The sequence below is a fragment of the Streptomyces sp. Ac-502 genome, from assembly GCF_045222935.1.
Classification (GTDB): domain Bacteria; phylum Actinomycetota; class Actinomycetes; order Streptomycetales; family Streptomycetaceae; genus Streptomyces; species Streptomyces monomycini.
Map to the genome: position 1 here is coordinate 2,877,877 of NZ_JBHFFO010000001.1, position 22,783 is coordinate 2,900,659.

A 22,783-nucleotide genomic window follows, 5' to 3' on the forward strand; every position below is an offset into this window, starting at 1 on the left:
TTGAATTCCGCAGGAAGCACGGGTGCCGGCCGCCACCGCGGCCGGGCCCGTTCGTTGGGCGGAGTGTGATGTCCACACCGCACACCGAGCCCCCGGGGCCGGGCCGCCGCCCGTACGGAACCGTGCGGCTGCCCGCTCCCGTCGCCGCGGCCGCGGTCCCGCGGCGGCCCGTACGGACGGCACCGGGCCGCTGGTACGGCCGCCGGCCGGTGCTGCCGCCGCTGAGCCTGGCGGCGCTGCGGCGCGCTTCCCGGGGCCCTGTGACCCGTCCGTGACACCCGTGCCTGACGGGGCATCAATCCGCGGCTTGTGGCAGCTTTTCTCCCTGATCCATTGATGTTCCGTGGTCGACACGGATAACTTCACGGGGACTTGCCGCACGCAGGGGCCATTCCCCCGGACGGCGGTATGCACCTGCCCGTACGCAATCGGCGTTCGGGCGGTCTTACGGATGATGTGGAGTACCCATGGCGCATCCCCGATCCAGACGGGTGCGGGCGCTTGCCGTGCCGCTCGGTCTGGCTCTGACGGCATCCCTCGGCTTCCTGCCGGCCGCGGCCACCGCCGCGTCCCAGGACGCGGCCCCGGCCGCCGCCACCGCTGCCGGACCGCAGCTCTCGTACGTCGTGAACGCCACGCCGGGCCACGCCTCGGTCGGCAAGGTCACGAAGGCGATCAAGGCGGCCGGCGGCAAGGTGGTCGTCGCCCACGAGAAGATAGGCGTGATCGTCGTCCACTCGGCGAACCCGCTCTTCGCGGCCACCATACGCAAGGCGCCGGGCGTACAGTCCGCCGGCGCCACCCGTACGTCCCCGCTGAAGGCGTCCGCCACCACGGACGTCGGCAAGCCCCAGAAGGTCGAGCGCCTGACCGCCGACAAGGCGGCCAAGGCGGCCCGCGTGGCCAACGCCGCGGGCGACGACAAGGAGCCGCTGGAGCCGCTCCAGTGGGACCTCCCCGCGATCAAGGCCGACCAGGCCGCGAAGATCGACGAGGGCAGCAAGAAGGTCACCGTCGCGGTCATCGACACCGGTGTGGACGACACCCACCCGGACCTGAAGGCCAACTTCGCCCCCAAGCAGTCCGCGAACTGCGTGGGCGGCGTGCCGGACACCTCCCCCGGCGCCTGGCGTCCGTACGACCCGGCCGAGGACTACCACGGCACGCACGTCGCGGGCACCATCGCCGCCGCCCGTAACGGCGTGGGCGTGGCCGGTGTGGCGCCGGGCGTGAAGCTCTCCGCCATCAAGGTCAGCGAGCCGCAGACCAGCCTGTTCTACGCCGAGAGCGTGGTGTGCGCCTTCGTCTTCGCGGCCGACCACGGCGCCAAGGTGACGAACAACAGCTACTACGTCGACCCGTGGATGTTCAACTGCAAGGACGACCTGGACCAGGGCGCCATCGTGGACGCCGTCGGCCGGGCCGCCAAGTACGCCGAGGGCAAGGGCGTGGTGAACGTCGCCGCGGCCGGCAACTCCAACCTGGACCTGGCGGCGGCGAAGCTGACCGACACCTCCAGCCCGAACGACTCCACGCCGGCCTCGCGGACGATCGACCCGAAGAAGTGCTGGGACGTCCCGAGCCAGCTGCCGGGCACCATCTCGGTGGCCTCGACGGGCGTGAAGGGCCTGAAGTCGTACTTCTCGAACTACGGCAACGGCGTGATCGACGTGGCGGCGCCGGGCGGCGACTCCCGCCAGGTTCCGGAGCTGCCCGCCAAGCACGGCGGCATCCTGTCGACCATGCCCGGCGGTGACTACGGCTACCTCCAGGGCACCTCGATGGCCAGCCCGCACGTGGCCGGCGTCGTGGCGCTGCTGAAGAGCACCCACCCCAAGTCCAGCCCGCAGGAGATCCAGTGGCTCCTGAAGATGCAGGCTGACAACCCGGGCTGCCCGACCGCCGACAAGACGTGCACCGGTACGCAGCACGTCAACGGCCACTACGGCTACGGCATCGTGGACGCGCTGGACGCGGTCCAGGACTGACGCGGCCGACGGACCGGTGACGGTCCGCGGCAGGGGCCGGGCGGGGTGACCGCCCGGCCCCCGTGCTGTTTCAGCGGCCCAGGTAGGCGGCGAGCCGGTCCGCGCCGCCCGCCCCTTCCGGCGCGGGCCGTTCCGGGGCGAACGACCCGCCCTCCGTCCGCAGCGCCGCCCCGTAGATGCCGCGGGCCGCTGCCAGCACCTCGTCGGCGACCTCGGGCGCCAGGTCGCCTCGGCGCGCCGAGGGCGCGGGCCAGGTCCCAGCCGTGCGCGAGGAGTTCGACCGCGGCCTGCTGCGCGAACAGCGCGCCGGGCGCCCCGTACGGGCCGTAGGTGCGCTCCAGCATCCCGCTGCCGGTGAAGGCGGCGAGCAGCCCGGCCACCGATTCCCGGAAGGCGGCGGCGTGGTCGTCGCCCAGGTGGCCGGCGTCCGGGTCGGTGCGCGGCGCGTCCCGGGCGATCGAGGTGATCATGAGGTTTTCCCACGTCATGTGGTCGATCAGCTGCCGTACGGTCCAGTCGGCGCACGGTGTGGGCCGCTCCAGCGCTTCCCTCGGTACGGCGTCGACCAGCGCGGCGACGTGCGCGGCCACCCGCTCGTACACGTACAGCGCGCGCTGCACGTCCGGTGCGGGCGGCAGGACAAGGCCCGGGCCGGGCTCGGGGTGGGCACGTAGTGCGGCGGCCGTCCAGGCGCCCGCCGCGCCCCAATGCGGTGGCTGCGGGCGGCCGGTGGCGGCGCACATCAGCTGCCAGTACCGCTCGATATGCGGCTCGGCGGCGGCTTCCAACTGCTCCAGCAATGCGCGGCGCGCGCGGGCATCGTCCCGCTCGGGTGGGCCTGCCGTGCCGGCGCGGTCGGCCTGAGTCGGCAGCCAGGCGGCGATCAGCTCGGCCACGACGGGCTCTGCCGCCGGTGAGTCGGCGGCGAGACCGGCGGCGAGGGCCGCCTCACCGCGCTCGCGCATCAGGTGGGCGACGCGCGCCGCGTCCTCGGCGGCCGTCGCGGACGGTGCGGCGGGGGTGGTGCGGGCGCTGTACTCGGCCAGCCGTCGCAGCGCGGCCCGCACCTCGGGACGCTGGACGTGTCCGGCCAGGTCGACCCAGGCGCCGAGCTGCTCGGGCGCCGGGTCCTCGGGCAGGTCGGGGGCGGCGGCCAGCAGGCCGGCGCGGTAGGCGGGGGCGTCCACGCCGTCGAGGGCGTCCGTGACGAACTCCTCGATGATGCGGCGCCGTTCGACGGCGGTCAGGCGGGCCAGTCGGTGCACGTCCGGCAACTCCTCGGCGGCGGTCCCCCGCGCGGCCACCGCCAGCAGTACGGCGCGCCGCAGCCGCAGGGTGCGGATCTGCGCGTCCAGCGCGTCCGCCCAGTGCCGGGCGGTGTCGGCGACGGTGCGCCGGCTGTGCAGGACGGCGCGGATCTCCGCGGTCCCGATGCCGAGTTCACGCAGGGTGCGCACGATCTCCAGGCGGGCGGGGGCGTCCGGGCCGTACAGGCGGTAGCCCGCGGGGGTGCGGGCGGCGGGCGGCAGCAGGCCCTCGTCGGACCAGCGCCGGACCGTCTTCACCGTGACTCCGGTGAGCCGGGCCAGCGCGCCGATCGGCAGCAGGCCGCCGTCGTCCTCGTTCATGCCGTCCACTGTCCGGTCTCCCCCGGCGGGAGACTCAAGTCCGCGGCCGTCACCGCAGGTCAGGCCGGTGGCCGGCGACGGCCGGGCCGGCTCAGGCAGGGGTACTGCGCACCTCACCGTACGCTCGTGCGGCCCCCGCGTCCCCCGCCCGCTCCCCTGCCGTGTACGTCCGCCGTACGCCGTCGGCCAGCGCGTACTGAGCCGCCGCGTAGGTCAGCATCACCCAGAACTGGGCGGCGGGCGGTTGCTGCCAATGGGCCAGACCGGTGGCGAGCAGCGAGTCGGAGAGCAGGAAGAGCAGCCCGCCGAGCGCGGCCCGCGGCCCGAGCCGCAGGGCGCTGAGCGCCGTCGCGGTGAGCAGCAGGCTGTACGCGGCGACCGGCAGCCGCATGTCCGCCGCCAGGTCCGGCCACAGCAGGGCGACGAAGCCGAGCCAGAGGGCCGTGTAGCAGGCGGCGAGCGGTCCGGAGAGCCGGAGGCCGCCCGGGAAGGCGCCGCGCCGGGCGAGGAGGACCAGGTAGCAGACGTGTCCGGCGGCGAAGGAGCCCATGCCGACGAGGAATAGCGCGTCGTCGCCGGTCTGGAGGAGGGTGTCGCCGCCGCAGCCGAAGAGCAGCGCGACGGCGAGCAGCCTTGGCGCTCCGGCGGCCAGCACGTACCCGGCGAGGACCGGCATCAGGGCCGGTTTGGTCAGATGGACGACGGTGGTGGTCCCGGCGAGCAGCGCGCCGAGGTGGACGGCGGTCAGCACGGCGAAGGCGCCGAGCAGGAACCGCGCGGTGCGCGCGGCGGTCGTCACGCGACGGGCTCCTTCGTGGCGCCGGTGGAGTTGGCGGGTTTAGCGGATTTGGCGGGTTTAGCGGGTTTGGCAGACGCGACGGGTTTGGCGGCCTCGGGCGCCTTCTTCTTCCCGGGCGCCTTGTTGTCCACGCCCCCGCCGGCTGCCACCCCGGCCCCCGGAACACCCGTCCTGCCCGCTCGCTCCAGTTGCCCGCCGCCCGGACGTCGCGCGCGATGGCCGCGTATTCGTGGGTGGCGACGCGCAGCGGGTTGAAGGTGTGGATGTTCTTGGTGAGGCCGTACACGGGGCGTTCCGTCTCCGGGACGAACGAGCCGAACATCCGGTCCCAGATGATGAGGATGCCGCCGAAGTTACGGTCCAGGTAGCCGCCCTGCGAGGCGTGGTGCACCCGGTGGTGCGAGGGCGTGTTCAGGACGTACTCGAAAGGCCGGGGCAGCTTGCCGACGCGCTCGGTGTGCACCCAGAACTGGTAGACGAGGTTGGCGCCCGAGCAGAACGCGACCGCGGCCGGATGCACGCCGAGCGCGATCATCGGCAGGTAGAACGGCCAGACCGTCCAGGTCGTCCAGGGCTGGCGCAGGGCGGTGGTGAAGTTGAACTTCTCGCTGGAGTGGTGCACGACGTGGCACGCCCACAGGACGCGGATGACGTGGTGCCCGCGGTGCGACCAGTAGTAGAAGAAGTCCTGGGCGAGCAGCATCAGCGGCAGCGTCCACCACAGGACGGGCACGCGCAGCGGCGTCAGTGTGTAGACGGCCGAGTAGACGGCGACGATCGGGATCTTCCACAGCGCGTCGAAGACCAGGCTGCCCAGCCCCATGCCGACGCTCGTCGCCGCGTCCTTGGTCTCGTACCCGGCGGCGTCCTCGTCGGGATGGAGGCGGTAGCTCACCATCTCCACCACGGTGAGGACGACGAAAGCGGGCACGGACCACAGCACGACATCGGGCAGGTGCGGCATGTCGGCACCATAAAGGCGCCGACGGGACCCTCGCTAGGGGTTGTTACCGAGAAGTATGTAAGAAGGAGTGTCAGGGAGGGGGCACCGTCAGGCCCGTACCCCACCACTCCCCCGAACCGGACCTTTACGACGTAACGCCACAGGAGGGGTACGACGCAGCACCACAGAAGGGGAGCAGCCGGCAGCACCGCACGGAGGACCGCCCGCCACCGTGTCGCCGCGTCCCTCGATCGTGGCCCAACCGGAGGCCGCGCACGCGGCGTTCGCGCACGTCCGCGCCTGCCCGCACCGTCACGGGCCGCGCCGGAGCGCCGGACGGTACGGGGAGGGCGGTGGCGCTGTCAGTGGGGGCCCGTATCCTCAGTGACCATGCTCGAAGACCGTATGGCAGCAGCCCGCCCGATCACCCCGGCGATCGGGCAGCAGCCGTCCCCTCCGGAGGCGGCCGCCTCCTGGCCGGCCGCGTATCCGAAGGGGTACGCGGTCGTCGACGTGGAGACCACCGGCCTGGCCCGCGACGACCGGATAGTCTCCGCCGCCGTGTACCGCCTCGACATCCACGGCGAGGTCGAGGACCACTGGTACACCCTGGTGAACCCGGAGCGGGACCCGGGCCCGGTGTGGATCCACGGTCTGACGAGCGACATGCTCTCCGCCGCGCCGCTCTTCCCGGAGATCGTCCCCGAGCTGTCGAAGCGGCTGGAAGGGCGCGTCCTGGTCGCCCACAACGCGATGTTCGACTGGTCGATGATCGCCCGCGAGTACGCCCGCGCCGAGGCCGAGGCGCCCGTACGGCAGCGGCTGTGCACCATCGCGCTCTCCAAAGAACTGCGACTGCCGCTGCCCAACCACAAGCTGGAGTCCCTCGCCGCGCACTACGGCGTCACCCAGCAGCACGCCCACCACGCGCTCGACGACGCCCGGGTGCTGGCGGAGGCGTTCCGGCCCAGTCTGCGGCTGGCCGCCCAGGCCAACCTGCGCCTGCCGCTGCTGGCCTGCCAGCCGCTCACCGAGTGGGCGGACGGCCCGGCGGCGCCCCGGCAGCGGCCGGCCGCGGCCGCCTACCGGCCCACCAGCTGGCGCCCGTCGCGCAAGCGGCCCGCCTGCCCGTACCCGAACCCTGGGCGGTACGAGCCGGGTGCCCGGCTGGTGCAGGGGATGCGGGTGGCGTTCTCCGGTGACACCTCCGTCGACCGCGAGCTGCTGGAGGACCGCGCGATCGAGGCCGGACTGCACGTGGCCACCAGCGTTTCCCGGCTGACCAGCCTGCTGGTCACCAACGACCCGGAGGCCCGCACCTCCAAAACCGCCAAGGCCGCCTCCTTCGGCACGCCGGTGATCGACGAGGCGGCCTTCATGCAGCTCCTCCAGGACGTGGCCCCGGCGCCTGCGTCCGGGTGAAGCCCTCACAACACGCCTGCCGCAGGCTCGCCCCGCCGCCCGCCGCACCCGCACGCTGTGGCGCATGGCACGTTGTGAGGTCTGCGGAAACGAGTACGGCATGACGTTCGAGGTGCACGCACAGGGCGCGGTGCACGTCTTCGACTGCTTCTCCTGCGCCATCCACCGCATGGCGCCGATCTGCGAGCACTGCCGGTGCCAGATCATCGGCCAGGGCGTGGAGGCCGCCGGGCGCTGGTTCTGCGGCGCCCACTGCGCCCGCGCCGAGGGGCAGGCGGGCATCGTCGACCGGGTCTGAGGCGGACCCCGGCGGCGGGGTGCCGGGTGCCCCGGTCGTACCCTCGTGGGGTGTACCGCTTCCTGTTGTCCCGGCAGTGGGTGATCCTCACCCTCGTGGGCCTCGTCCTGATCCCCGTCATGATCAAGCTGGGGTTCTGGCAGTACCACCGCCATGAGCACCGGGTCGCGCAGAACCAGCTCATCGCGGACAACCTGCACGCCGCCCCGGTGCCGGTCACCGACCTGACCGCCCCCGGCCGGACGCTGCCCCGCGACGACATGTGGCGCCGGGTCACCGCCGCCGGCACGTACGACACCCGGCACGAGGTCGTGGTCCGTCAGCGCACCGCCGCCGACGAGAAGACCATCGGCTACTACGTGCTGACGCCGCTCGTCCTGGACCAGGGTCCGCGCAAGGGCGCCACCGTCCTGGTCAACCGCGGCTGGATCGCCGCGGGCAACGACCTCACCCGCTTCCCCGACGTCCCCGCCGCCCCCAAGGGCAGGGTCACCGTCACCGGCCGGATGATGGCGGACGAGACCACCGAAGGCAGCGGCATCAAGGACAAGCGCGGCCTGCCCGACCGCCAGGTCATGCTGATCAACAGCGAGCGGCAGGCCGAGGCCCTGCACCGGCCGGTCCTCGGCGGCTACATCGAGCAGACCGCGCCGAAGCCGCCCGGCGGCACGCCCGAGCTGGTGCCCGAGCCGGACCACGACAGCATCGGCCCGCACATGGCCTACGCGGTCCAGTGGTGGCTGTTCGCCGCGGCCGTGCCCGTCGGCTGGTTCGTCCTGGTCCGCCGGGAGCGCAAGGACCGGCTCGCCGCCGCCGCGGAGGGCGACGGCACCGCCGAATCCGCCCCTGCCGAGCCCTTGAGCCGTACAGTCGCCAGCACGGAGTAGCCGCCGGTCGCCGACGGAAGGGACGCCGCGTGCACGCACCCATCGAGGACTACGCGCTCATCGGCGACCTGCAGACCGCCGCCCTGGTCGGCCGGAACGGCTCCGTCGACTGGCTGTGCCTGCCGCACTTCGACTCCGCCGCCTGCTTCGCGGCGCTCCTCGGCGACCAGGAGAACGGGCACTGGCTGCTCGCCCCCGCCGACCCCGACGCCCGGCCCGAACGCTCCTACCGCGGCGACTCCCTCGTCCTGGACACCGTCTGGCACACCCCCACCGGCTCGGTGAAGGTCACCGACTTCATGCCGCAGCGCGACCGCGCGCCCGACCTCGTACGCATCGTGGAGGGTCTGGAGGGCGACGTCCCCATGCAGGGGGTGCTGCGGCTGCGCTTCGACTACGGGCTGGTCGTGCCCTGGGTGCGGCACGTCGGCCGGTGCCGGGTGGCGGTGGCCGGGCCGGACTCCGCGTGGCTGCGCACCGAGCCCGAGGTCAAGACGTACGGGGAGGGGCTCAGCACCCGCTCGGACTTCGGCGTCGCGGCCGGCGAGCGGGTGGCGTTCATCCTCACCTGGCACCCCTCCCACGAGCCGCGCCCGGCCGAGATCGATCCGTACGAGGCGCTGGAACACACCCTGGAGGACTGGCGGGCGTGGGCGGCGCACTGCCGTTATGACGGTCCGTACCGGGCCGAGGTGCTGCGCTCCCTGATCACGCTCAAGGCCCTGACCTTCGCGCCCACCGGCGGCATCGTCGCGGCCCCCACCACCTCGCTGCCCGAGGAACTGGGCGGCGTACGCAACTGGGACTACCGCTTCTGCTGGCTGCGCGACGCCACCTTGACCCTCAACTCGCTGGTCACCGCCGGATACACCGACGAGGCGTCGGCCTGGCGGGACTGGCTGCTGCGCGCGGTGGCCGGCAACCCGGCCGACCTCCAGATCATGTACGGCCTGGGCGGCGAGCGGCGGCTCCCGGAGGCCGAACTGCCCTGGCTCGGCGGCTACGCCGGCTCCACCCCCGTACGCATCGGCAACGCCGCCGTCGAACAGCGGCAGCTCGACGTGTACGGCGGCGTGCTGGACTCCTTCCACATCGCGCGCGTCGCCGGGCTGCCGTCCAAGCCGCACGCCTGGAACATCCAGCGCTCGCTGCTCGACTTCCTGGAGTCCCACTGGCGCGAGCCGGACGAGGGGCTGTGGGAGGTCCGCGGACCCCGCCGGCACTTCGTGCACTCCAAGATCATGGCGTGGGTCGCCGCCGACCGCGCCATCAAGGCCGTCGAGTCCGACCCGGAGCTGGAGGGGGACGTCGCCCGCTGGCGCGCGATGCGCGACGAGGTGCACCGCGAGGTGTGCGAGAAGGGCTACGACGCCGAGCGCAACACCTTCACCCAGTCCTACGGCTCGGGCCTGCTGGACGCCGCGACGCTGCTGATCCCGCGCCTCGGTTTCCTGCCCGCCGACGACCCGCGGGTCGTCGGCACGGTCGACGCGGTCCGCGCGGAGCTGGCGCACGGCGGCCTGATACGGCGCTACAGCACCGACGCCACCTCCGTGGACGGACTGCCGGGCGACGAGGGCACCTTCCTGGTCTGCTCGTTCTGGCTGGCCGAGGCCCTGCACCTGACCGGACGGCGGAAAGAGGCCCGGGAGCTGTTCGACCGGCTGCTGCGGCTGCCCAACGACCTGGGACTGCTGGCCGAGGAGTACGACCCGGTCGCCGGCCGCCAGCTGGGCAACTTCCCCCAGGCGTTCAGCCACATCGGCCTCATCAGCACCGCCTTCACCATGTTCGGGTGCGACGGGGCAGACTGACCCCCATGGATCTAGGACTCACCGACCGGACCTACATCGTCACCGGCGCCACCCGCGGCCTGGGCTTCGCCACCGCGCGGGAACTGGTCGCCGACGGCGCGAACGTCGTCCTCAGCGGCCGCAGCGCGGACAGCGCGCAGGCCGCCGCGGCCTCGCTCGGCGACCGCGCGCACGGCGTCGCCGCCGACAACGCCGACCCGGACGCCGCCGCGCGCCTGGTCGACACCGCCCGCGAGCGCTTCGGCCGCCTCGACGGCATCCTCGTCAGCGTCGGCGGCCCGCCCCCGGGCACGCCCACCGGCACCACCGACGACCAGTGGCAGACCGCGTTCGAGTCGGTCTTCCTCGGCGCGGTACGCCTCGCCCGCACGGCGTCCGCCGCACTCGGCGACGGCGGCGCGATCGGCTTCGTGCTGTCCGGCTCGGTCCACGAGCCCATCGACGGCCTGGCCCTCTCCAACGGTCTGCGCCCCGGCCTCGCGGGTTACGCCAAGGCCCTCGCCGACGAACTGGGCCCGCGCGGCATCCGCGTCTTCGGCGTCCTGCCGGGCCGTATCGCCACGGACCGGATGACCCAGCTGGACACGCTCTCCGGAGACCCGGAGGAGTCCCGTGCCCGCAACAGCGCCTCCATCCCCCTGCGCCGCTACGGCGAACCGGAGGAATTCGGCCGGACGACCGCGTTTCTGCTGTCGCCCGCGGCGTCGTACGTCACCGGGGTGATGGTGCCGGTGGACGGAGGGAAGCGGCGGGGGTTCTGAGGGCGGGGCGGGGACTGAGCACCGTTCTCATCGCGGACGTCGGCTGCTCAGGGCCGTGAAGGCCGACGCCGAGGACTCGTCGAAAGCCCGGGGGTAGCCCGGACTACCGGGAGCCCGCCACAGGCTGCGACGTGTAGAAGGACTCCTCCAGGTAGACGGCCTCGTGCGGCTGGTAGGGCTCCTCCAAGTAGGCGGCCTCGTCTTCGTCGAGTTCGACGTCCACCGCTGCGACCGCGTCGGCCAGCTGGGCCGGCTTGGTCACCCCGACGACGGGCGAGGTCACCACCGGGTTGCGCATGACCCAGGCCAGGGCGACCTGGGCCGGCGACAGGCCCCGCTTGCCCGCGATCTCGTGGACGCGCTCGGCCACTGCCTGGTCCTCGTCGCGGTAGAGGATCTTGCCGCCCGCGTCGGTCTCGGCTCGCGCCGTGGCGGTGTCCCGGGCCCGCGTCAGCCTGCCCCGCGCCAGCGGGCTCCACGGGATCACGCCGATGCCCTGGTCGGCGCAGAGCGGGAACATCTCCCGCTCTGCTTCTCGGTGGATGAGGTTGTAGTGGTCCTGCATCGACACGAACCGGGTCCAGCCGTTCAGGTCAGCCAGGTACAGGGCCTTGGCGAACTGCCAGGCGTACATGGAAGAGGCTCCGATGTAGCGGACCTTCCCGGCCTTGACCACGTCGTGCAGCGCTTCGAGGGTTTCCTCGATCGGGGTGTCGTAGTCCCAGCGGTGGATCTGGTACAGGTCGATGTAGTCGGTCCCCAGCCGCTTCAGGGAGGCGTCGAGCTCGGCGAAGATCGCCTTGCGGGACAGCCCGGCGCCGTTCGGGCCGGGGCGCATCCGCATCCAGACCTTGGTGGAGAGAACGACCTCCTCGCGCCGGGTGAAGTCCTTGACCGCCTGGCCGACGATCTCCTCGCTGCTTCCGGCGCTGTACCCATTGGCCGTGTCGAGGAAGTTGACGCCGCCCTCCAGGGCCTGCTTGATGATCTCCCGGCTGGCGTCCGCCCCCAGCGACCAGGGCTCACCGCCCCGGTCCGGCTCACCGAAGCTCATGCAGCCGAGGGCGATGGCGGAGACTTCCAGCCCGGTCGTTCCGAGTTTGCTGTATCGCATGCTGCCGAACCTAGGCGTTGGAGCGCGCTCCAACGCAATACGTCCTGGTCCGGCAATCGGAGGCGTGGGGCATGTGCGCCCTGTCAGGAAGTCCGTCCATCAGGGTCAGGGCTGCGGAGGGAACGCGGTGTCACCGCGTCCTGTTCCGTGAGGTGGTTGTCCAGGGCGGTGTTCAGGTCGGCCATGAACGCTTCGACCTGTTCCAGGAATTGAGGCGGGTAGTGCGACATCGCGGCGTCGAGGCGGTGGCCGAGCGGGCCGAAGAATTCGTCCGCCCGCTCCTGGATGTGCCCGCCGCTGCGCAGTGTGACGATGCGGCGGTCGGAGTGCTCGCGGGCCCGCGTGATGTGTCCCGCCGCTTCGAGACGGTTCAGGAGCGCGGTGGTGGCGCCCGTGGACAGGGAGATCCGTTCGCTCAGCCGTGCCGGTGACAGGGGCGTGCCGCGCTCCTCGGCGGCGGCGATCTCCAGGACCGCGGTCGCGTCCGTGGAGTGCAGGCCCAGCCAGGCGGCGAAGCGCCGGCTGAGTTCGGCGTAGTGGCCGCCGTAGATCCTCAGCGACTCCATCAGCCGCTCACGCTGCTCCGCGACACCGTCGCGCACCGCTTCCTCCACGCTTCCGGCCTTCTCTCCTGTCACACGGTCCGCACGGTTGTCCCGCTTTGACAACCTACCGTCACCACTTTACCTTCACGATGGAATTACTTCACCATGGAGGTACCTGGCGTGCGTGACCCGTCCCCCACCCCTGTCGAGACGACCGAGCCCTACCGGTGGCGGTGGCTGATCCTGGCGGTGATGATCGTCGCGGAGATCATGGATCTCCTGGACGCCTCGATCGTCAACGTCGCCGGACCGGACCTGGAGAAGTCCCTCGGCGCCGGTTCCGTCGGGCTGCAGTGGGTGATCGGCGGCTACGCCCTCACCCTGGGCGCCGGGCTCGTGCTCGGCGGCCGGCTCGGCGACCGCTACGGGCGACGCCGGATGTTCCTGATCGGACTGGCGGCCTTCACCGCAAGCTCGCTGCTGTGCGCGACGGCGCCGAACATCGAGGCGCTGATCGCATTCCGTCTGCTGCAGGGCATCGCCGGAGCGATGCTGCTGCCCCAGGGCCTGGGCCTGCTGCGGGAGAACTTCTCCGGACCCGAACTCACCAAGGCCTTCGCGATCTTCGGACCCGTTCTCGGCCTGGGCGGCATCATCGGCCCGGTCCTGGGCGGCTTCCTCATCGAGGGCGACTTCTTCGGCCTGGGCTGGCGGTCGGTGTTCCTGATCAACCTGCCCATCGGCGTCGCGGCACTGACCGTCGCCGCGACGTTCGTACCGAAGAAGGCGGGCGACCGCACGGTACGGGTCGACATGACCGGCGCCGCCCTGGTCGTGGCGTCCTGCGCCCTGCTGGTGCTGCCGCTCAACCAGGGGCAGGAGAACGGCTGGCCGCTGTGGACGTGGCTGTCCATGGCCGCCTCGGTGATCGGTCTCGCCCTTTTCGCCCTCCGGCAGCGCCGCACGGCCGCCGCGGGGCGCGCGCCGCTGGTGGCCCCGGCCCTGCTGCGCAAGCCGGCCTTCACCGTCGGGCTCGGCGGTATCGCCCTGTTCTTCGGCGGGCTCATCGGCACCCAGCTCGTGCTGACCCTGTTCCTCCAGATCGGCCAGCACTTCACTGCCGGTGACGCGGGGCTGGGCAACCTGCCCCTCGCAGTGGGAACCGCGATCGGCGGCGCCGTCAGCGGCGCGTTCCTCGCCGACAAGATCGGCCGCAAGGTCCTCCAGATCGGGCCGCTCGTCCAGCTGGCCGGCGCGGCCGTGCTGTGGTGCGAGCTCGACGGCCTCGACGCCGCCTCGTTCTCGATCTGGGACATCGTTCCCGGCGTGGCGGTGGCGGGCATCGGCGCCGGCATGGTGATCGCCGCCCTGTTCAGCTTCATCCTGGCCGCGGTCGACGACGACGAGATCGGATCCGCCTCCGGTGTCCTGTCGGCGGTCCAGGCAGTCGGCGGCTCCATCGGCGTCGCGGTCTTCGGCTCGGTGTTCTTCGCCCGGGCCAAGACCGGTGACTTCACCGGCGGCTTCCACCGCGCGCTGCTCGTCCAGGCGTGCCTGCTGGTGGCCTTCTTCGCGATCACCTTCCTGCTGCCCAAGAAGGGCCGCCCTGAAGAAGAGCAGCACGGCATCACCCCCGAGACGACGGCCGACGGCTCCGGCACCAAGCAGCACCTCACCGTCTGAGCCCCGGCTGGGGGCCGCACGCGAAGCGGCGAACCGCACCAAAAAGCGGACGCGTCGCGATGTGTCCCGCTAAGTCACCCGCTCCGCCCGGTGCTTGACCGCCCGCAGCCGTACCTCGGCCGGCAGCCGTTCCAGGCCGGCCGAGGTACGGCCATGGGTGATGACCTCCGAGGAGAAGCGGGCGATCACGGCGCAGGGGTTCGCGTGCGGGGCGAGTGCCAGACCGGCTCGTACGCGGGGTTCGGTGCGGCGGCCGGTGAGGTGTACGCGGGCCCGGTCGACCCCGTCCATCGACTCGGACTCGGCCGTCAGGACGTTCTCCATCGCGCGGCCGCGCAGCTGGGCGCCCTCGCCGTCGCCGCTGTCCACGAGGATCTCGCGCAGCCGGTGCCGCCGGAACTGGGACAGCAGCCACCACAGGGCCAGCAGGACGAGGACGGCCAGGACCGCGATGACCACCGGCCACCACCAGCCGCTGTCCGTCCAGCGCGTCCGGTCCGCGTCGCGCAGCAGCACGTCGTCGGGCCGGGACCAGCGTCCGCCGGTCGGCAGGTCGAAACCCCCTTGCCCGGCAGGTCGAAGCCGCCGAGCAGCACCGTGCCGCCGACAACGATCAGGACCAGGCCCGTCAGGGCCAGCAGTACCCGGTTGACCGTTCGCAGGACCTTGCGCATCGCCGTGCTCACCTCTTCGCCGACCGGCGCACCCGTACGGACAGCGCGGGACGCCGGGCGAGGCCCAGCTGCCGCAGCCCGTCGCCGAGCGCCGTGTTCAGGTCGCTCCGTACCTCGTCCAGTTCGCGGAAGTGCGAGACCGCGCGTGCCTTGGCCCGGCGGCGGCCGACGGCGACCCGTACGGACTGCACGCCCGGCACCTCCATGGCCCGGTCGCGCAGCACCAGGGCGGCCGCGGCGCGGTCCAGGCCGCCGCGTACGTCCGGTGTCGTGCGCCGCATCGGCAGCACGCCGCGCAGGCCGGGGGTCAGCGCGAGCACCAGCAGCCAGATGCCGAGGGCCACGGCCACCGCGGCGCCCGCGAGGACCCAGACGTCGTCCAGGTGGCGGGACGCCAGCTCGGTGGCGAGGCGTTTGCGCCAGGCCATCGCGGGGCGGTCGGCGCGTACGGCGGCCACGTCGTACAGCAGCAGTCCGGCGGCGCCGAGCACGACGAGCGCGACCAGTGTGGACGGTACGCGCCGGGCCGCCCAGAAGCGCCGGGCCCGGCCGCCGCCGTCGGTCTCCTCGCGGGGGGACTGCCCGGTGTCCGCCGGGCCGGTGTGCCCGGGGCCGTCGCCTGGAGGACCGGAATCGCCCCGGCCGTCCGGGTTGTCCGGGCCGTCCGAAGGACCGGAGCCGCCCTGGCCGGAAGGAGTGCCGGAGCCGTCCTCGCCGGGCGGGACCGCCGTGGCGCCCGCCGACTTGTCGAGGGTGGGCAGCCGCTGGGTGTGCCGCAGATCGGGATCGTCGTCGTTCATCGCACCCTCCCCGGCCGGACCGCTCCGTCTGGGGCGCGTGCAGCCGCTCGATCTGGACGGTCACCTCGGGCACCGACATGCCGGCCAGTTCGCGGACCCGCTGGGTGACCTGCCGTCGTACGGCGCCGCACTGGGCGCCGATGTCGGAGGGGTAGCCCAGTTCGACGGCGACCCGTACCCGGGCCTCGCCGAAGTCCCGCCGTCCGTCGCGCCGGCGTACCGTCACCGAGGCGTGGGCGTCGGTGGGTGCCGTGGACGCGTCGCGCAGGGCCTCGCGGGCGGCCTGCGCGGCGATCTTGGCCACGACCCGGTCCGCGATCCTCGTGGCGCCCCGTTCACCGGCCGGTACGGCCGGCTGGGCGGCGCCGGGTGCCGCGGCCGCGGGGGACACGGTCGCCACCGGGCGTCACCTCCGCCGGTCGTCGCGGTCGCCCGTACGGGTCCGGAAGAACTCCCCGGCCTCCAGGTCGCCGTCCACGAACTTCCCGACGATGAATCCGATGGCGCCCAGCGCCGCTACCAGTACAAAGGCCCCGAAACCGCCGAAGTATCCGGCGAAGCCCAGCGCCATTCCGGCCAACAGACCGATCACGGCCATGCTCATCTACGCGCTTCCCTTCGCTACCACCCCGGCCGGGTCCTGCGGAGCGAAGCCCCGGCGCCTGTCGTCTGGAGGACCGGCCCGCCTACTGGAGGCGCGGCTCCTCGTCGTCCTCGTCCTCCTCGTCGTCGGGCAGCTTCACGTCGCTCACCGCGATGTTGACCTCGACGACCTCCAAGCCCGTCATCCGCTCCACGGCGGAGATGACGTTCTCCCGTACAACCCGGGCGAGGTCCGCGATGGAGACGCCGTACTCGACGACGATCTCCAGGTCCAGCGCGGTCTGCACCTCGCCGACCTCGGCCTTGACACCGCGGGTCACCGACTTGCCGCCGCCCGGCACCCGGTCGCGCACCGCGCCGAGCGTGCGGGCGAAGCCGCTGCCCATCGCGTGCACGCCCATGACGTCGCGGGCCGCCATTCCGGCGATCTTCTCCACGACACCGTCGGCGATGGTGGTACGCCCACGGGCCGCGGGGTCGCCGCCGCCCCGCTTGGCTCCCAGCGTCTTGCCCTGCGAGTCTCCGGTCCGCGGCTCGGGCCGGTTACCTTGTGCGCTCTCGGTCATCGCCGATCGTCCCTTTCCGAGGGGTCGGAGCTGCAAGCCGCTCCGTTTTCCACAGTAAGGCGGCTTCCCCGGGCCCGCTGCGGGGATGCGGCAGCGGAGTGGTCGGGTTACCGCCATTCGGGTACGTGGCCCTGCCGCCCGGCCGGGTGTGCGGCAAGGTGGAAGGACTGTTCGGGAAAGAGGTGACGGCCGGTGGCCGGTGACCAGTTGGTGACGGCGGTACGGCGGCAGCTCGGACTCGGCCGGCTGCTGCCGCTGGGCGGCCCGTCGGACGGGGCGTGGATCGCCGAGCGGGCGGCCGCCGGGGTACTGCGGGAGGCGGGCGACGCACTGCCGGGGCTGCGGATCGGTACGCTCCGGCTGTCCTTGGCGGACGCGGACGCCGCGCCGGAAGCGGCGGTCCCGAAACCGCCGAGCGCGCTGCCGCCGGGACCGCTGCTGATCGAGACGGAAGTCGCGGCCACGGCCGGGCGCCCGGTCCCGGCTTCCGCGGGCCTGCTGCGGGAAGCGCTGCTGGCGTGTGCGGCGGAGCGGCTGGGCCTGGAGGTGTCCGTCGTCGATGTGCGGGTCACGGACCTGCTCGACGAGGGGGAAGAGGCAGCGGGCGGTGGCCGGGACGACGACGCTTCTCCCGGTGACGCGCCGGGCGGGAGCGGGGCCACGGCCGACGCAGGCCCTCTGGAAACGGCCGCGCTGCGGGTCCCGGGAGTCGTACGTCTCGTACCGGCCCTGGGTGCGCTGTCCCGGCCGGTCCGCGTGGAGGACGGGCACGTACTCGTGCAACTGGCCGTCGCGCCGGACCGGCGGACGCTGGACGTGGCGCGGGACGTACGCGACGCGGTCGGGAAAGCGGCGGGCGCCGGACAGCCGGCGGACGGTGGGCGCTCCACCGTCGCGGTGCTCGTCGCCGCCCTCGAACCGCCCGGCGCCTCCTGAGCCGCGCCGTACGCGCTACTCGCCCAGGCCCGCCAGGTCGCGCAGCCGGCGTGCCTGCGCGGCGCGTTCGGCGGCGCGCTGCTCCTCGTACGTACGGGAGGCGGCGCCCATGAGCAGGGCCTTGGTCTCGATGACGGCGTCCCGCGGCGCGGCGACGAGGGCTCCCGCGAGGTCCGCGACGGCACCGTCCAGGTCGGCGGCGGGCACCACGAGGTTGGCCAGGCCGATGCGTTCGGCCTCGTCGGCGTGGACGAAGCGGCCGGTGGCGCAGATCTCCAGCGCGCGGGCGTAACCGACCAGGGCGACCAGGGGGTGGGTGCCGGTCAGGTCCGGCACCAGTCCGAGGCTGGTCTCCCGCATGGCGAACTGCGCGTCGTCGGCGCACACCCGCAGGTCGCAGGCGAGCGCGAGCTGGAAGCCGGCGCCGATCGCGTGGCCCTGGACAGCGGCGATGGACACCACGTCGTTCCGCCGCCACCAGGTGAACGCTTCCTGGTACTCGGCGATGATGGCGTCCAGTTCGCTGTCCGGGCCGCGTGCCATGTCGAGGAACGACGGCTCGCCGTCGAAGCCTTCGGGCGTGAACGCCTGCCGGTCCAGGCCGGCGGAGAAGGACTTGCCCTCGCCGCGCAGCACCACGATCCGGACGTCTCCCGGCACCAGTGATCCGGCCTCGGCCAGCGCCCGCCACATGGCGGGCGACTGCGCGTTGCGTTTGGCCGGTCCGGCGAGGGTCACCGTGGCGATCACGTCGTCCACGGTGAGCCGCACACCGTCCTTGTCGAGCAGGGTCATGGAGCGCCTCCGAGTCAGTCAGCCGACCGCACGTGCGTGCTTAAGTGACTGAACAGTAACCACCCGGTCGCCTGCTCGACCGACCGGGTGGCACCGTAGCTCCCGGAGCGGAACGCCTCGGTCAGGCCGAGGCGGCCTTCTTGCCCCTGGTGGCTCCGCCACGACCACGCAGGGTCACACCGGATTCGCTGAGCATCCGGTGCACGAACCCGTAGGAGCGGCCGGTCTCTTCGGCCAGCGCCCGGATGCTCGCTCCGGAGTCGTACTTCTTCTTCAGGTCTGCCGCGAGCTTCTCGCGCGCGGCGCCGGTCACCCGGCTGCCCTTCTTCAGAGTCTCGGCCACCCGTGCCTCCTCGTGGGAAGTGCGCTCTGGACTCTCATGATCACCCCTTCCCGCGTTCCTGGCCACCCATTCAGCAAGGTCCGTGGGACATCGTTTGGTGTCGTGGGCGCCGTATTGACTCTTGGAATTAGGGGTTCCGTTAGGAATTTCACCGCTCCGACCACGGGTTTCGCCGCGAATGAGCAGGTCAGAGGGGGCTGGTACGAAATGATGACGGCCGGGCCCCTGGGGCCCGGCCGTCACAGGGAGGCTCGCCGATGTACGAGCCGCTCTCACTCAGATGATGGATCACCCGTCGGCCGAATGATCCATACGCCCTTGATCCCTCCCGGCCCTCGGACGGCCCTCAGGCCAGCGCGACGAGGTCCGCGTAGTCCTGGCCCCACAGGTCCTCGACCCCGTCGGGCAGCAGGATGATGCGCTCCGGCTGGAGGGCGTCCACCGCGCCCTCGTCGTGGGAGACCAGCACCACGGCGCCGGTGAAGGTGTGCAGCGCGCCGAGGATCTCCTCGCGGCTGGCCGGGTCGAGGTTGTTGGTCGGCTCGTCCAGGAGCAGCACGTTGGCGGAGGAGACGACCAGGGTGGCCAGCGCCAGCCGGGTCTTCTCGCCGCCGGAAAGCACGCCCGCGGGCTTGTCGACGTCGTCGCCGGAGAACAGGAAGGAGCCGAGCGTCTTGCGGATCTCGACCAGGTCCATGTCCGGCGCGGCCGAGCGCATGTTCTCCAGGACCGTGCGGTCCGGGTCGAGCGTCTCGTGCTCCTGGGCGTAGTAGCCCAGCTTCAGGCCGTGCCCGGGGCGCACCTCGCCGGTGTCCGGCTTCTCCACCCCCGCCAGCAGCCGCAGCAGCGTCGTCTTGCCCGCGCCGTTCAGGCCGAGGATGACGACCCGTGAGCCCTTGTCGATGGCCAGGTCGACGTCGGTGAAGATCTCCAGCGAGCCGTACGACTTCGACAGGCCCTCGGCGGTCAGCGGGGTCTTGCCGCAGGGCGCGGGGTCCGGGAAGCGCAGCTTGGCGACCTTGTCGGAGGCGCGCTTGGCGTCCAGGCCGGCGAGCAGCTTGTCGGCGCGCTTGGCCATGTTCTGCGCGGCGACGGTCTTGGTGGCCTTGGCGCGCATCTTGTCGGCCTGCGAGTGCAGCTGCGCGGCCTTCTTCTCGGCGTTGGCGCGCTCACGCTTGCGGCGCTTCTCGTCGGCCTCGCGCTGCTGCTGGTAGAGCTTCCAGCCCATGTTGTAGATGTCGATCTCGGAGCGGTTGGCGTCCAGGTAGAACACCTTGTTCACCACGGTCTCGACCAGGTCGACGTCGTGGGAGATCACGATGAAGCCGCCGCGGTAGTTCTTCAGGTAGTCGCGCAGCCAGACGATCGAGTCGGCGTCGAGGTGGTTGGTCGGCTCGTCCAGGAGCAGCGTGTCGGAGTCCGAGAAGAGGATCCGGGCCAGCTCGACGCGGCGCCGCTGGCCGCCGGAGAGGGTGTGCAGGGGCTGGCCGAGGATGCGGTCCGGCAGGCCCAGGCTGGCGGCGATGGTCGCGGCCTCCGCCTCGGCCGCGTAGCCGCCCTTGGTCAGGAACTCCGTCTCCAGGCGCTCGTACTTCTTCATCGCCTTTTCGCGGGTGGCGCCCTTGCCGTTGGACATCCGGTCCTCGTTCTCGCGCATCTTGCGCAGGACCTCGTCCAGGCCGCGGGCGGACAGGATGCGGTCGCGGGCGAGGACGTCGAGGTCGCCGGTGCGCGGGTCCTGCGGCAGGTAGCCGACGTTGCCGGAGCGGGTGACCGTGCCGGCGGCGGGGATGCCCTCGCCCGCCAGGACCTTGGTGAGGGTCGTCTTGCCCGCTCCGTTGCGGCCGACCAGGCCGATCCGGTCGCCCTTGGCGATACGGAAGGAGGCGGACTCGATGAGGACGCGGGCGCCGGCGCGCAGCTCCAGGCCGGAGGCGGTGATCAAGGGAAGACTCCAGGGCAGATGAGGACAGCGGAAAGGACGGGGGTGATCACAGCCGCGCGGCGCGCCCCGTACACGGCACAAGCCTGTGCGGACGGGCGGCGTTGGGCGGCGTGCCGGCGCCGTCTAATGCACGAGGAGAATTGCCATACGGACCAGTCTAGCGGTGACGTGCAAGCAGTTTTCCCGGGCTGCCGGAGGGCCGGGATCCGGTCGTGGTAGGGCCGTGGGGCGGTCGGGGTGGGGCGGCCGGGGTAGGCCGTGGTGCGGTCGGGGTGCGGTGGTGATCCGGTTGCGGTGCGGCCGTACGGGCCCGCTGTGAGCCGGCCCTCGGGGCGCTCCTCCCCCGCCCCCGCCAGCTACTGTCCCCTCGCCCGTTCGGACGCCCGGGGTCGCGGCCCGGCGGTGGGCGCGGCTGGATGGGGCGAGGCGGTGTGCGCCGCCGGGAGGGCGCGGCGGAGGGCGGTGCGGCCATGCGGTTCGACGACGACGCCGGGCTGGACACCTCGCAGGTCCAGGACCGGCGCGGCAGTCGGCTGCCCGGCGGGCGGGCCACGGTCGGGGGCGGGCTGGCGGGGCTGATCGCGCTTGTCGCCGGCCTGTTCTTCGGCATCGGCCCCGACGAACTGGGGCTGACGGAGTCGGACCATCCCCCGCAAGCCACCGCCTCCGCGTCGGAACGGGTGCAGGAGCGGTGCCGGACCGGGCAGGACGCCAACAGCAGGGAGGACTGCCGGATCGTGGCGGTCGTCAACAGCGCCCAGTCCTTCTGGCAGCAAGAGTTCCGGCGGCAGGCCGCCTCGTACGGACGGGCGCCGACGGTGTTCTTCACCGGCCGGACGGACACCGCGTGCGGGGCCGCGACCTCGGCCGTCGGGCCGTTCTACTGTCCCGGCGACCGCAGGGTCTACCTGGACCTGGACTTCTTCCGCGAGCTGCGGACGAAGTTCGGCGCCGAGGGCGGGCCGTTCGCGCAGGCGTACGTGGTGGCGCACGAGTACGGGCACCACGTGCAGAACCTGGCGGGCACGCTGCGCCGGTCCCAGGGCGGGCGGCCCGGCGCGGACAGCGACGCCGTCAAGGTGGAGCTCCAGGCCGACTGCTACGCGGGCGTGTGGGCCCGGCACGCCACCGGCACGCCCGAGGAGACCACCGGGCGGCCGCTGATCACCGATCTCACCGAGGCGGACGTACGGGACGGGCTCGACGCGGCGGCCGCGGTCGGCGACGACCGGATCCAGGAACGGTTCCAGGGCCGGATCACCCCGGAGAGCTGGACGCACGGGTCGGCGGCGCAGCGGCAGCGGTGGTTCTCGGCCGGGCTCCGCACGGGGGACGCCGGACGCTGTGACACGTTCCGCTGAGACCGCCGGAGCGGCGGACGGACGGCGGAGCGGTTCGGTGCGGCTCGGTGCTTCTCGGTGCTTCTCGGTGCTTCTCGGTGCTTCTCGGAGCAGCGTGGTGCGGTGCGGTGCTGGTCAGAGGCTGTTCGGGGGCGTTGTCAGACCCTGGTGCCACACTGTGATGTGGGTCTCAGAGCGGGGCTCGGAACGACCTGATCGCAGGATGGGAAAGGTGATCGTCATGACCGACGTGGCGGCAGGCGCGGCAGGGACTGCGGGCTCTCCCACGTTCTGCCCGACGCTGCAGTACCGCGACGCGAAGGCGGCGGTCAAGCAGCTGACGGAAGCCTTCGGCTTCACGCAGAGCGCGCTGTACGAGAGCGAGAGCGGCGCCGTGCTGCACGCCGAGCTGTCCTTCGGCAACGGCGTGGTGATGCTGGGCTCGAAGGGCGCCGGCGGGGCGTACGAGGAGGCGCTGGGCGGTGGCGGCCCGGTCGGTGTGTACGTGACCGTCGCGGACCCGGACGCGCATCACCGCCGGGCCGAGCAGGCCGGGGTGGAGATAGCGCTGCCGCTCACGGACCAGGACTACGGCTCCCGGGAGTACACGGCCCGCGATCTGGAGGGCAATCTCTGGACGTTCGGCACATACGCACCGGCGGCGCCGAAGGCCTGAAGGGCGGCTGAGGAATGGGGACACCGGGGAGACACTGAGGGAGCGCTGGGGAGGCACTGACGGAGCACTGGAGAGGTAGCGAGGTAGCGCTGGGAAGGCACTGACGGAGCACTGGAAAGGTGCTGAGGGAGTGTTGAGGAGGCGCTGATGGGGCGCTAAAGGGGCGCTGGCGCGCGCTCGCCTGGGATCGCGCGTTGGCGAAAGGGGCGGGACCGTCGGGTGC

Annotated in this window: 21 protein-coding genes and 3 pseudogenes; 11 read left to right on the forward strand and 13 right to left on the reverse strand. The window is 72.4% G+C overall.

Going from position 1 to position 22,783, the window contains the following annotated elements:
* Positions 1-68 precede the first annotated feature (68 nt).
* Positions 69-275, forward strand: a complete 207-nt coding sequence (locus ACEXOX_RS12985) for a hypothetical protein (RefSeq protein ID WP_406520657.1) — start codon at positions 69-71, stop codon at positions 273-275.
* A 192-nt stretch (positions 276-467) separates the two neighbouring features.
* Entirely contained in the window at positions 468-1,988 is a 1,521-nt protein-coding gene (locus ACEXOX_RS12990; RefSeq protein WP_406520659.1) for a S8 family peptidase, read from the forward strand.
* Here the strand turns inward: ACEXOX_RS12990 and ACEXOX_RS12995 are convergent.
* The 3 genes and pseudogenes from ACEXOX_RS12995 to ACEXOX_RS13005 all read right to left on the reverse strand — a co-directional run.
* Positions 1,949-3,616, reverse strand: coding sequence for a TIGR03086 family metal-binding protein (locus ACEXOX_RS12995; RefSeq protein ID WP_406520661.1), 1,668 nt, complete (start codon positions 3,614-3,616; stop codon positions 1,949-1,951). The genes ACEXOX_RS12990 and ACEXOX_RS12995 overlap by 40 nt on opposite strands.
* Before the next feature lie 91 nt (positions 3,617-3,707).
* On the reverse strand, positions 3,708-4,415 hold the full coding sequence (locus tag ACEXOX_RS13000) for a lysoplasmalogenase (protein WP_406520663.1): 708 nt from the start codon (positions 4,413-4,415) through the stop codon (positions 3,708-3,710).
* Positions 4,416-4,544: 129 nt separating this feature from the next.
* Positions 4,545-5,379: pseudogene (locus ACEXOX_RS13005) on the reverse strand (sterol desaturase family protein); the annotation flags it as partial.
* A gap of 369 nt (positions 5,380-5,748) precedes the next feature.
* Here ACEXOX_RS13005 and ACEXOX_RS13010 point away from each other — a divergent pair.
* From ACEXOX_RS13010 to ACEXOX_RS13030, 5 genes are all read left to right on the forward strand, one after another.
* Entirely contained in the window at positions 5,749-6,780 is a 1,032-nt protein-coding gene (locus ACEXOX_RS13010) for a DEDDh family exonuclease (RefSeq protein ID WP_406520664.1), read from the forward strand.
* Positions 6,781-6,844: 64 nt separating this feature from the next.
* Positions 6,845-7,078, forward strand: coding sequence for a hypothetical protein (locus ACEXOX_RS13015; protein ID WP_063726112.1), 234 nt, complete (start codon positions 6,845-6,847; stop codon positions 7,076-7,078).
* 50 nt (positions 7,079-7,128) lie between these two features.
* Entirely contained in the window at positions 7,129-7,965 is an 837-nt protein-coding gene (locus ACEXOX_RS13020) for an SURF1 family protein (RefSeq protein WP_406520666.1), read from the forward strand.
* Between the two features lie 29 nt (positions 7,966-7,994).
* Positions 7,995-9,779 carry a glycoside hydrolase family 15 protein gene (locus ACEXOX_RS13025; protein ID WP_406520668.1) on the forward strand — a complete coding sequence of 595 codons (1,785 nt, stop codon included), beginning with the start codon at positions 7,995-7,997 and terminating at the stop codon, positions 9,777-9,779.
* Positions 9,780-9,784: 5 nt separating this feature from the next.
* Complete coding sequence (locus ACEXOX_RS13030; protein ID WP_406520670.1) at positions 9,785-10,540, forward strand: SDR family oxidoreductase; 756 nt, start codon at positions 9,785-9,787, stop codon at positions 10,538-10,540.
* A gap of 103 nt (positions 10,541-10,643) precedes the next feature.
* Here ACEXOX_RS13030 and ACEXOX_RS13035 read toward each other — a convergent pair whose 3' ends face one another.
* Complete coding sequence (locus tag ACEXOX_RS13035) at positions 10,644-11,654, reverse strand: aldo/keto reductase (RefSeq protein ID WP_406520672.1); 1,011 nt, start codon at positions 11,652-11,654, stop codon at positions 10,644-10,646.
* Positions 11,655-11,737: 83 nt separating this feature from the next.
* Positions 11,738-12,220 carry a MarR family winged helix-turn-helix transcriptional regulator gene (locus ACEXOX_RS13040; protein WP_406526327.1) on the reverse strand — a complete coding sequence of 161 codons (483 nt, stop codon included), beginning with the start codon at positions 12,218-12,220 and terminating at the stop codon, positions 11,738-11,740.
* Between the two features lie 144 nt (positions 12,221-12,364).
* Here ACEXOX_RS13040 and ACEXOX_RS13045 point away from each other — a divergent pair, with 144 nt between their 5' ends.
* Complete coding sequence (locus ACEXOX_RS13045; RefSeq protein ID WP_406520674.1) at positions 12,365-13,882, forward strand: MFS transporter; 1,518 nt, start codon at positions 12,365-12,367, stop codon at positions 13,880-13,882.
* Positions 13,883-13,951: 69 nt separating this feature from the next.
* On the opposite strand, the pseudogene amaP reads toward ACEXOX_RS13045, so the two are convergent.
* From amaP to ACEXOX_RS13070, 5 genes and pseudogenes are all read right to left on the reverse strand, one after another.
* Positions 13,952-14,556, reverse strand: a pseudogene (gene amaP, locus ACEXOX_RS13050) (alkaline shock response membrane anchor protein AmaP).
* Between the two features lie 8 nt (positions 14,557-14,564).
* Positions 14,565-15,356, reverse strand: a complete 792-nt coding sequence (locus ACEXOX_RS13055; protein ID WP_406520676.1) for a DUF6286 domain-containing protein — start codon at positions 15,354-15,356, stop codon at positions 14,565-14,567.
* Between the two features lie 7 nt (positions 15,357-15,363).
* A pseudogene (locus ACEXOX_RS13060) lies at positions 15,364-15,756 on the reverse strand (hypothetical protein); the annotation flags it as partial.
* A 6-nt stretch (positions 15,757-15,762) separates the two neighbouring features.
* A complete protein-coding gene (locus ACEXOX_RS13065) occupies positions 15,763-15,960 on the reverse strand; it encodes a hypothetical protein (protein WP_406520677.1) in 198 nt (65 codons plus the stop codon).
* 82 nt (positions 15,961-16,042) lie between these two features.
* The gene (locus tag ACEXOX_RS13070) at positions 16,043-16,525 is read right to left on the reverse strand and encodes an Asp23/Gls24 family envelope stress response protein (RefSeq protein WP_406520678.1); all 483 of its coding nucleotides are present in this window, start codon (positions 16,523-16,525) and stop codon (positions 16,043-16,045) included.
* A 192-nt stretch (positions 16,526-16,717) separates the two neighbouring features.
* Between ACEXOX_RS13070 and ACEXOX_RS13075 the strand changes: the two genes are divergently transcribed.
* Positions 16,718-17,461 carry a hypothetical protein gene (locus ACEXOX_RS13075; RefSeq protein ID WP_406520679.1) on the forward strand — a complete coding sequence of 248 codons (744 nt, stop codon included), beginning with the start codon at positions 16,718-16,720 and terminating at the stop codon, positions 17,459-17,461.
* Between the two features lie 15 nt (positions 17,462-17,476).
* On the opposite strand, the gene ACEXOX_RS13080 is transcribed toward ACEXOX_RS13075, so the two are convergent.
* The 3 genes from ACEXOX_RS13080 to ACEXOX_RS13090 form a co-directional block, all read right to left on the reverse strand.
* Positions 17,477-18,256, reverse strand: a complete 780-nt coding sequence (locus ACEXOX_RS13080; RefSeq protein WP_030021348.1) for an enoyl-CoA hydratase/isomerase family protein — start codon at positions 18,254-18,256, stop codon at positions 17,477-17,479.
* 121 nt (positions 18,257-18,377) lie between these two features.
* Entirely contained in the window at positions 18,378-18,599 is a 222-nt protein-coding gene (locus ACEXOX_RS13085; protein WP_030021347.1) for a helix-turn-helix domain-containing protein, read from the reverse strand.
* A 346-nt stretch (positions 18,600-18,945) separates the two neighbouring features.
* Positions 18,946-20,544, reverse strand: a complete 1,599-nt coding sequence (locus ACEXOX_RS13090; RefSeq protein ID WP_406520681.1) for an ABC-F family ATP-binding cassette domain-containing protein — start codon at positions 20,542-20,544, stop codon at positions 18,946-18,948.
* A gap of 470 nt (positions 20,545-21,014) precedes the next feature.
* Here ACEXOX_RS13090 and ACEXOX_RS13095 point away from each other — a divergent pair, with 470 nt between their 5' ends.
* Entirely contained in the window at positions 21,015-21,905 is an 891-nt protein-coding gene (locus ACEXOX_RS13095; RefSeq protein ID WP_406526328.1) for a neutral zinc metallopeptidase, read from the forward strand.
* Between the two features lie 220 nt (positions 21,906-22,125).
* The gene (locus tag ACEXOX_RS13100) at positions 22,126-22,560 is read left to right on the forward strand and encodes a VOC family protein (protein ID WP_406520682.1); all 435 of its coding nucleotides are present in this window, start codon (positions 22,126-22,128) and stop codon (positions 22,558-22,560) included.
* Positions 22,561-22,783 lie beyond the last annotated feature (223 nt).

Excerpts from the sequence above, each read along its gene's own strand:
- ACEXOX_RS13045 (WP_406520674.1), top strand. The coding sequence starts at position 12,365 with ATGGAGGTACCTGGCGTGCGTGACCCGTCCCCCACCCCTGTCGAGACG.
- ACEXOX_RS13070 (WP_406520678.1), bottom strand. The coding sequence starts at position 16,525 with ATGACCGAGAGCGCACAAGGTAACCGGCCCGAGCCGCGGACCGGAGAC.
- ACEXOX_RS13015 (WP_063726112.1), top strand. The coding sequence starts at position 6,845 with ATGGCACGTTGTGAGGTCTGCGGAAACGAGTACGGCATGACGTTCGAG.
- ACEXOX_RS12985 (WP_406520657.1), top strand. The coding sequence starts at position 69 with ATGTCCACACCGCACACCGAGCCCCCGGGGCCGGGCCGCCGCCCGTAC.
- ACEXOX_RS12995 (WP_406520661.1), bottom strand. The coding sequence starts at position 3,616 with ATGAACGAGGACGACGGCGGCCTGCTGCCGATCGGCGCGCTGGCCCGG.
- ACEXOX_RS13100 (WP_406520682.1), top strand. The coding sequence starts at position 22,126 with ATGACCGACGTGGCGGCAGGCGCGGCAGGGACTGCGGGCTCTCCCACG.
- ACEXOX_RS13040 (WP_406526327.1), bottom strand. The coding sequence starts at position 12,220 with ATGGAGTCGCTGAGGATCTACGGCGGCCACTACGCCGAACTCAGCCGG.
- ACEXOX_RS13035 (WP_406520672.1), bottom strand. The coding sequence starts at position 11,654 with ATGCGATACAGCAAACTCGGAACGACCGGGCTGGAAGTCTCCGCCATC.
- ACEXOX_RS13080 (WP_030021348.1), bottom strand. The coding sequence starts at position 18,256 with ATGACCCTGCTCGACAAGGACGGTGTGCGGCTCACCGTGGACGACGTG.
- ACEXOX_RS13030 (WP_406520670.1), top strand. The coding sequence starts at position 9,785 with ATGGATCTAGGACTCACCGACCGGACCTACATCGTCACCGGCGCCACC.
- ACEXOX_RS13095 (WP_406526328.1), top strand. The coding sequence starts at position 21,015 with ATGCGGTTCGACGACGACGCCGGGCTGGACACCTCGCAGGTCCAGGAC.
- ACEXOX_RS13010 (WP_406520664.1), top strand. The coding sequence starts at position 5,749 with ATGCTCGAAGACCGTATGGCAGCAGCCCGCCCGATCACCCCGGCGATC.
- ACEXOX_RS12990 (WP_406520659.1), top strand. The coding sequence starts at position 468 with ATGGCGCATCCCCGATCCAGACGGGTGCGGGCGCTTGCCGTGCCGCTC.
- ACEXOX_RS13065 (WP_406520677.1), bottom strand. The coding sequence starts at position 15,960 with ATGAGCATGGCCGTGATCGGTCTGTTGGCCGGAATGGCGCTGGGCTTC.
- ACEXOX_RS13055 (WP_406520676.1), bottom strand. The coding sequence starts at position 15,356 with ATGAACGACGACGATCCCGATCTGCGGCACACCCAGCGGCTGCCCACC.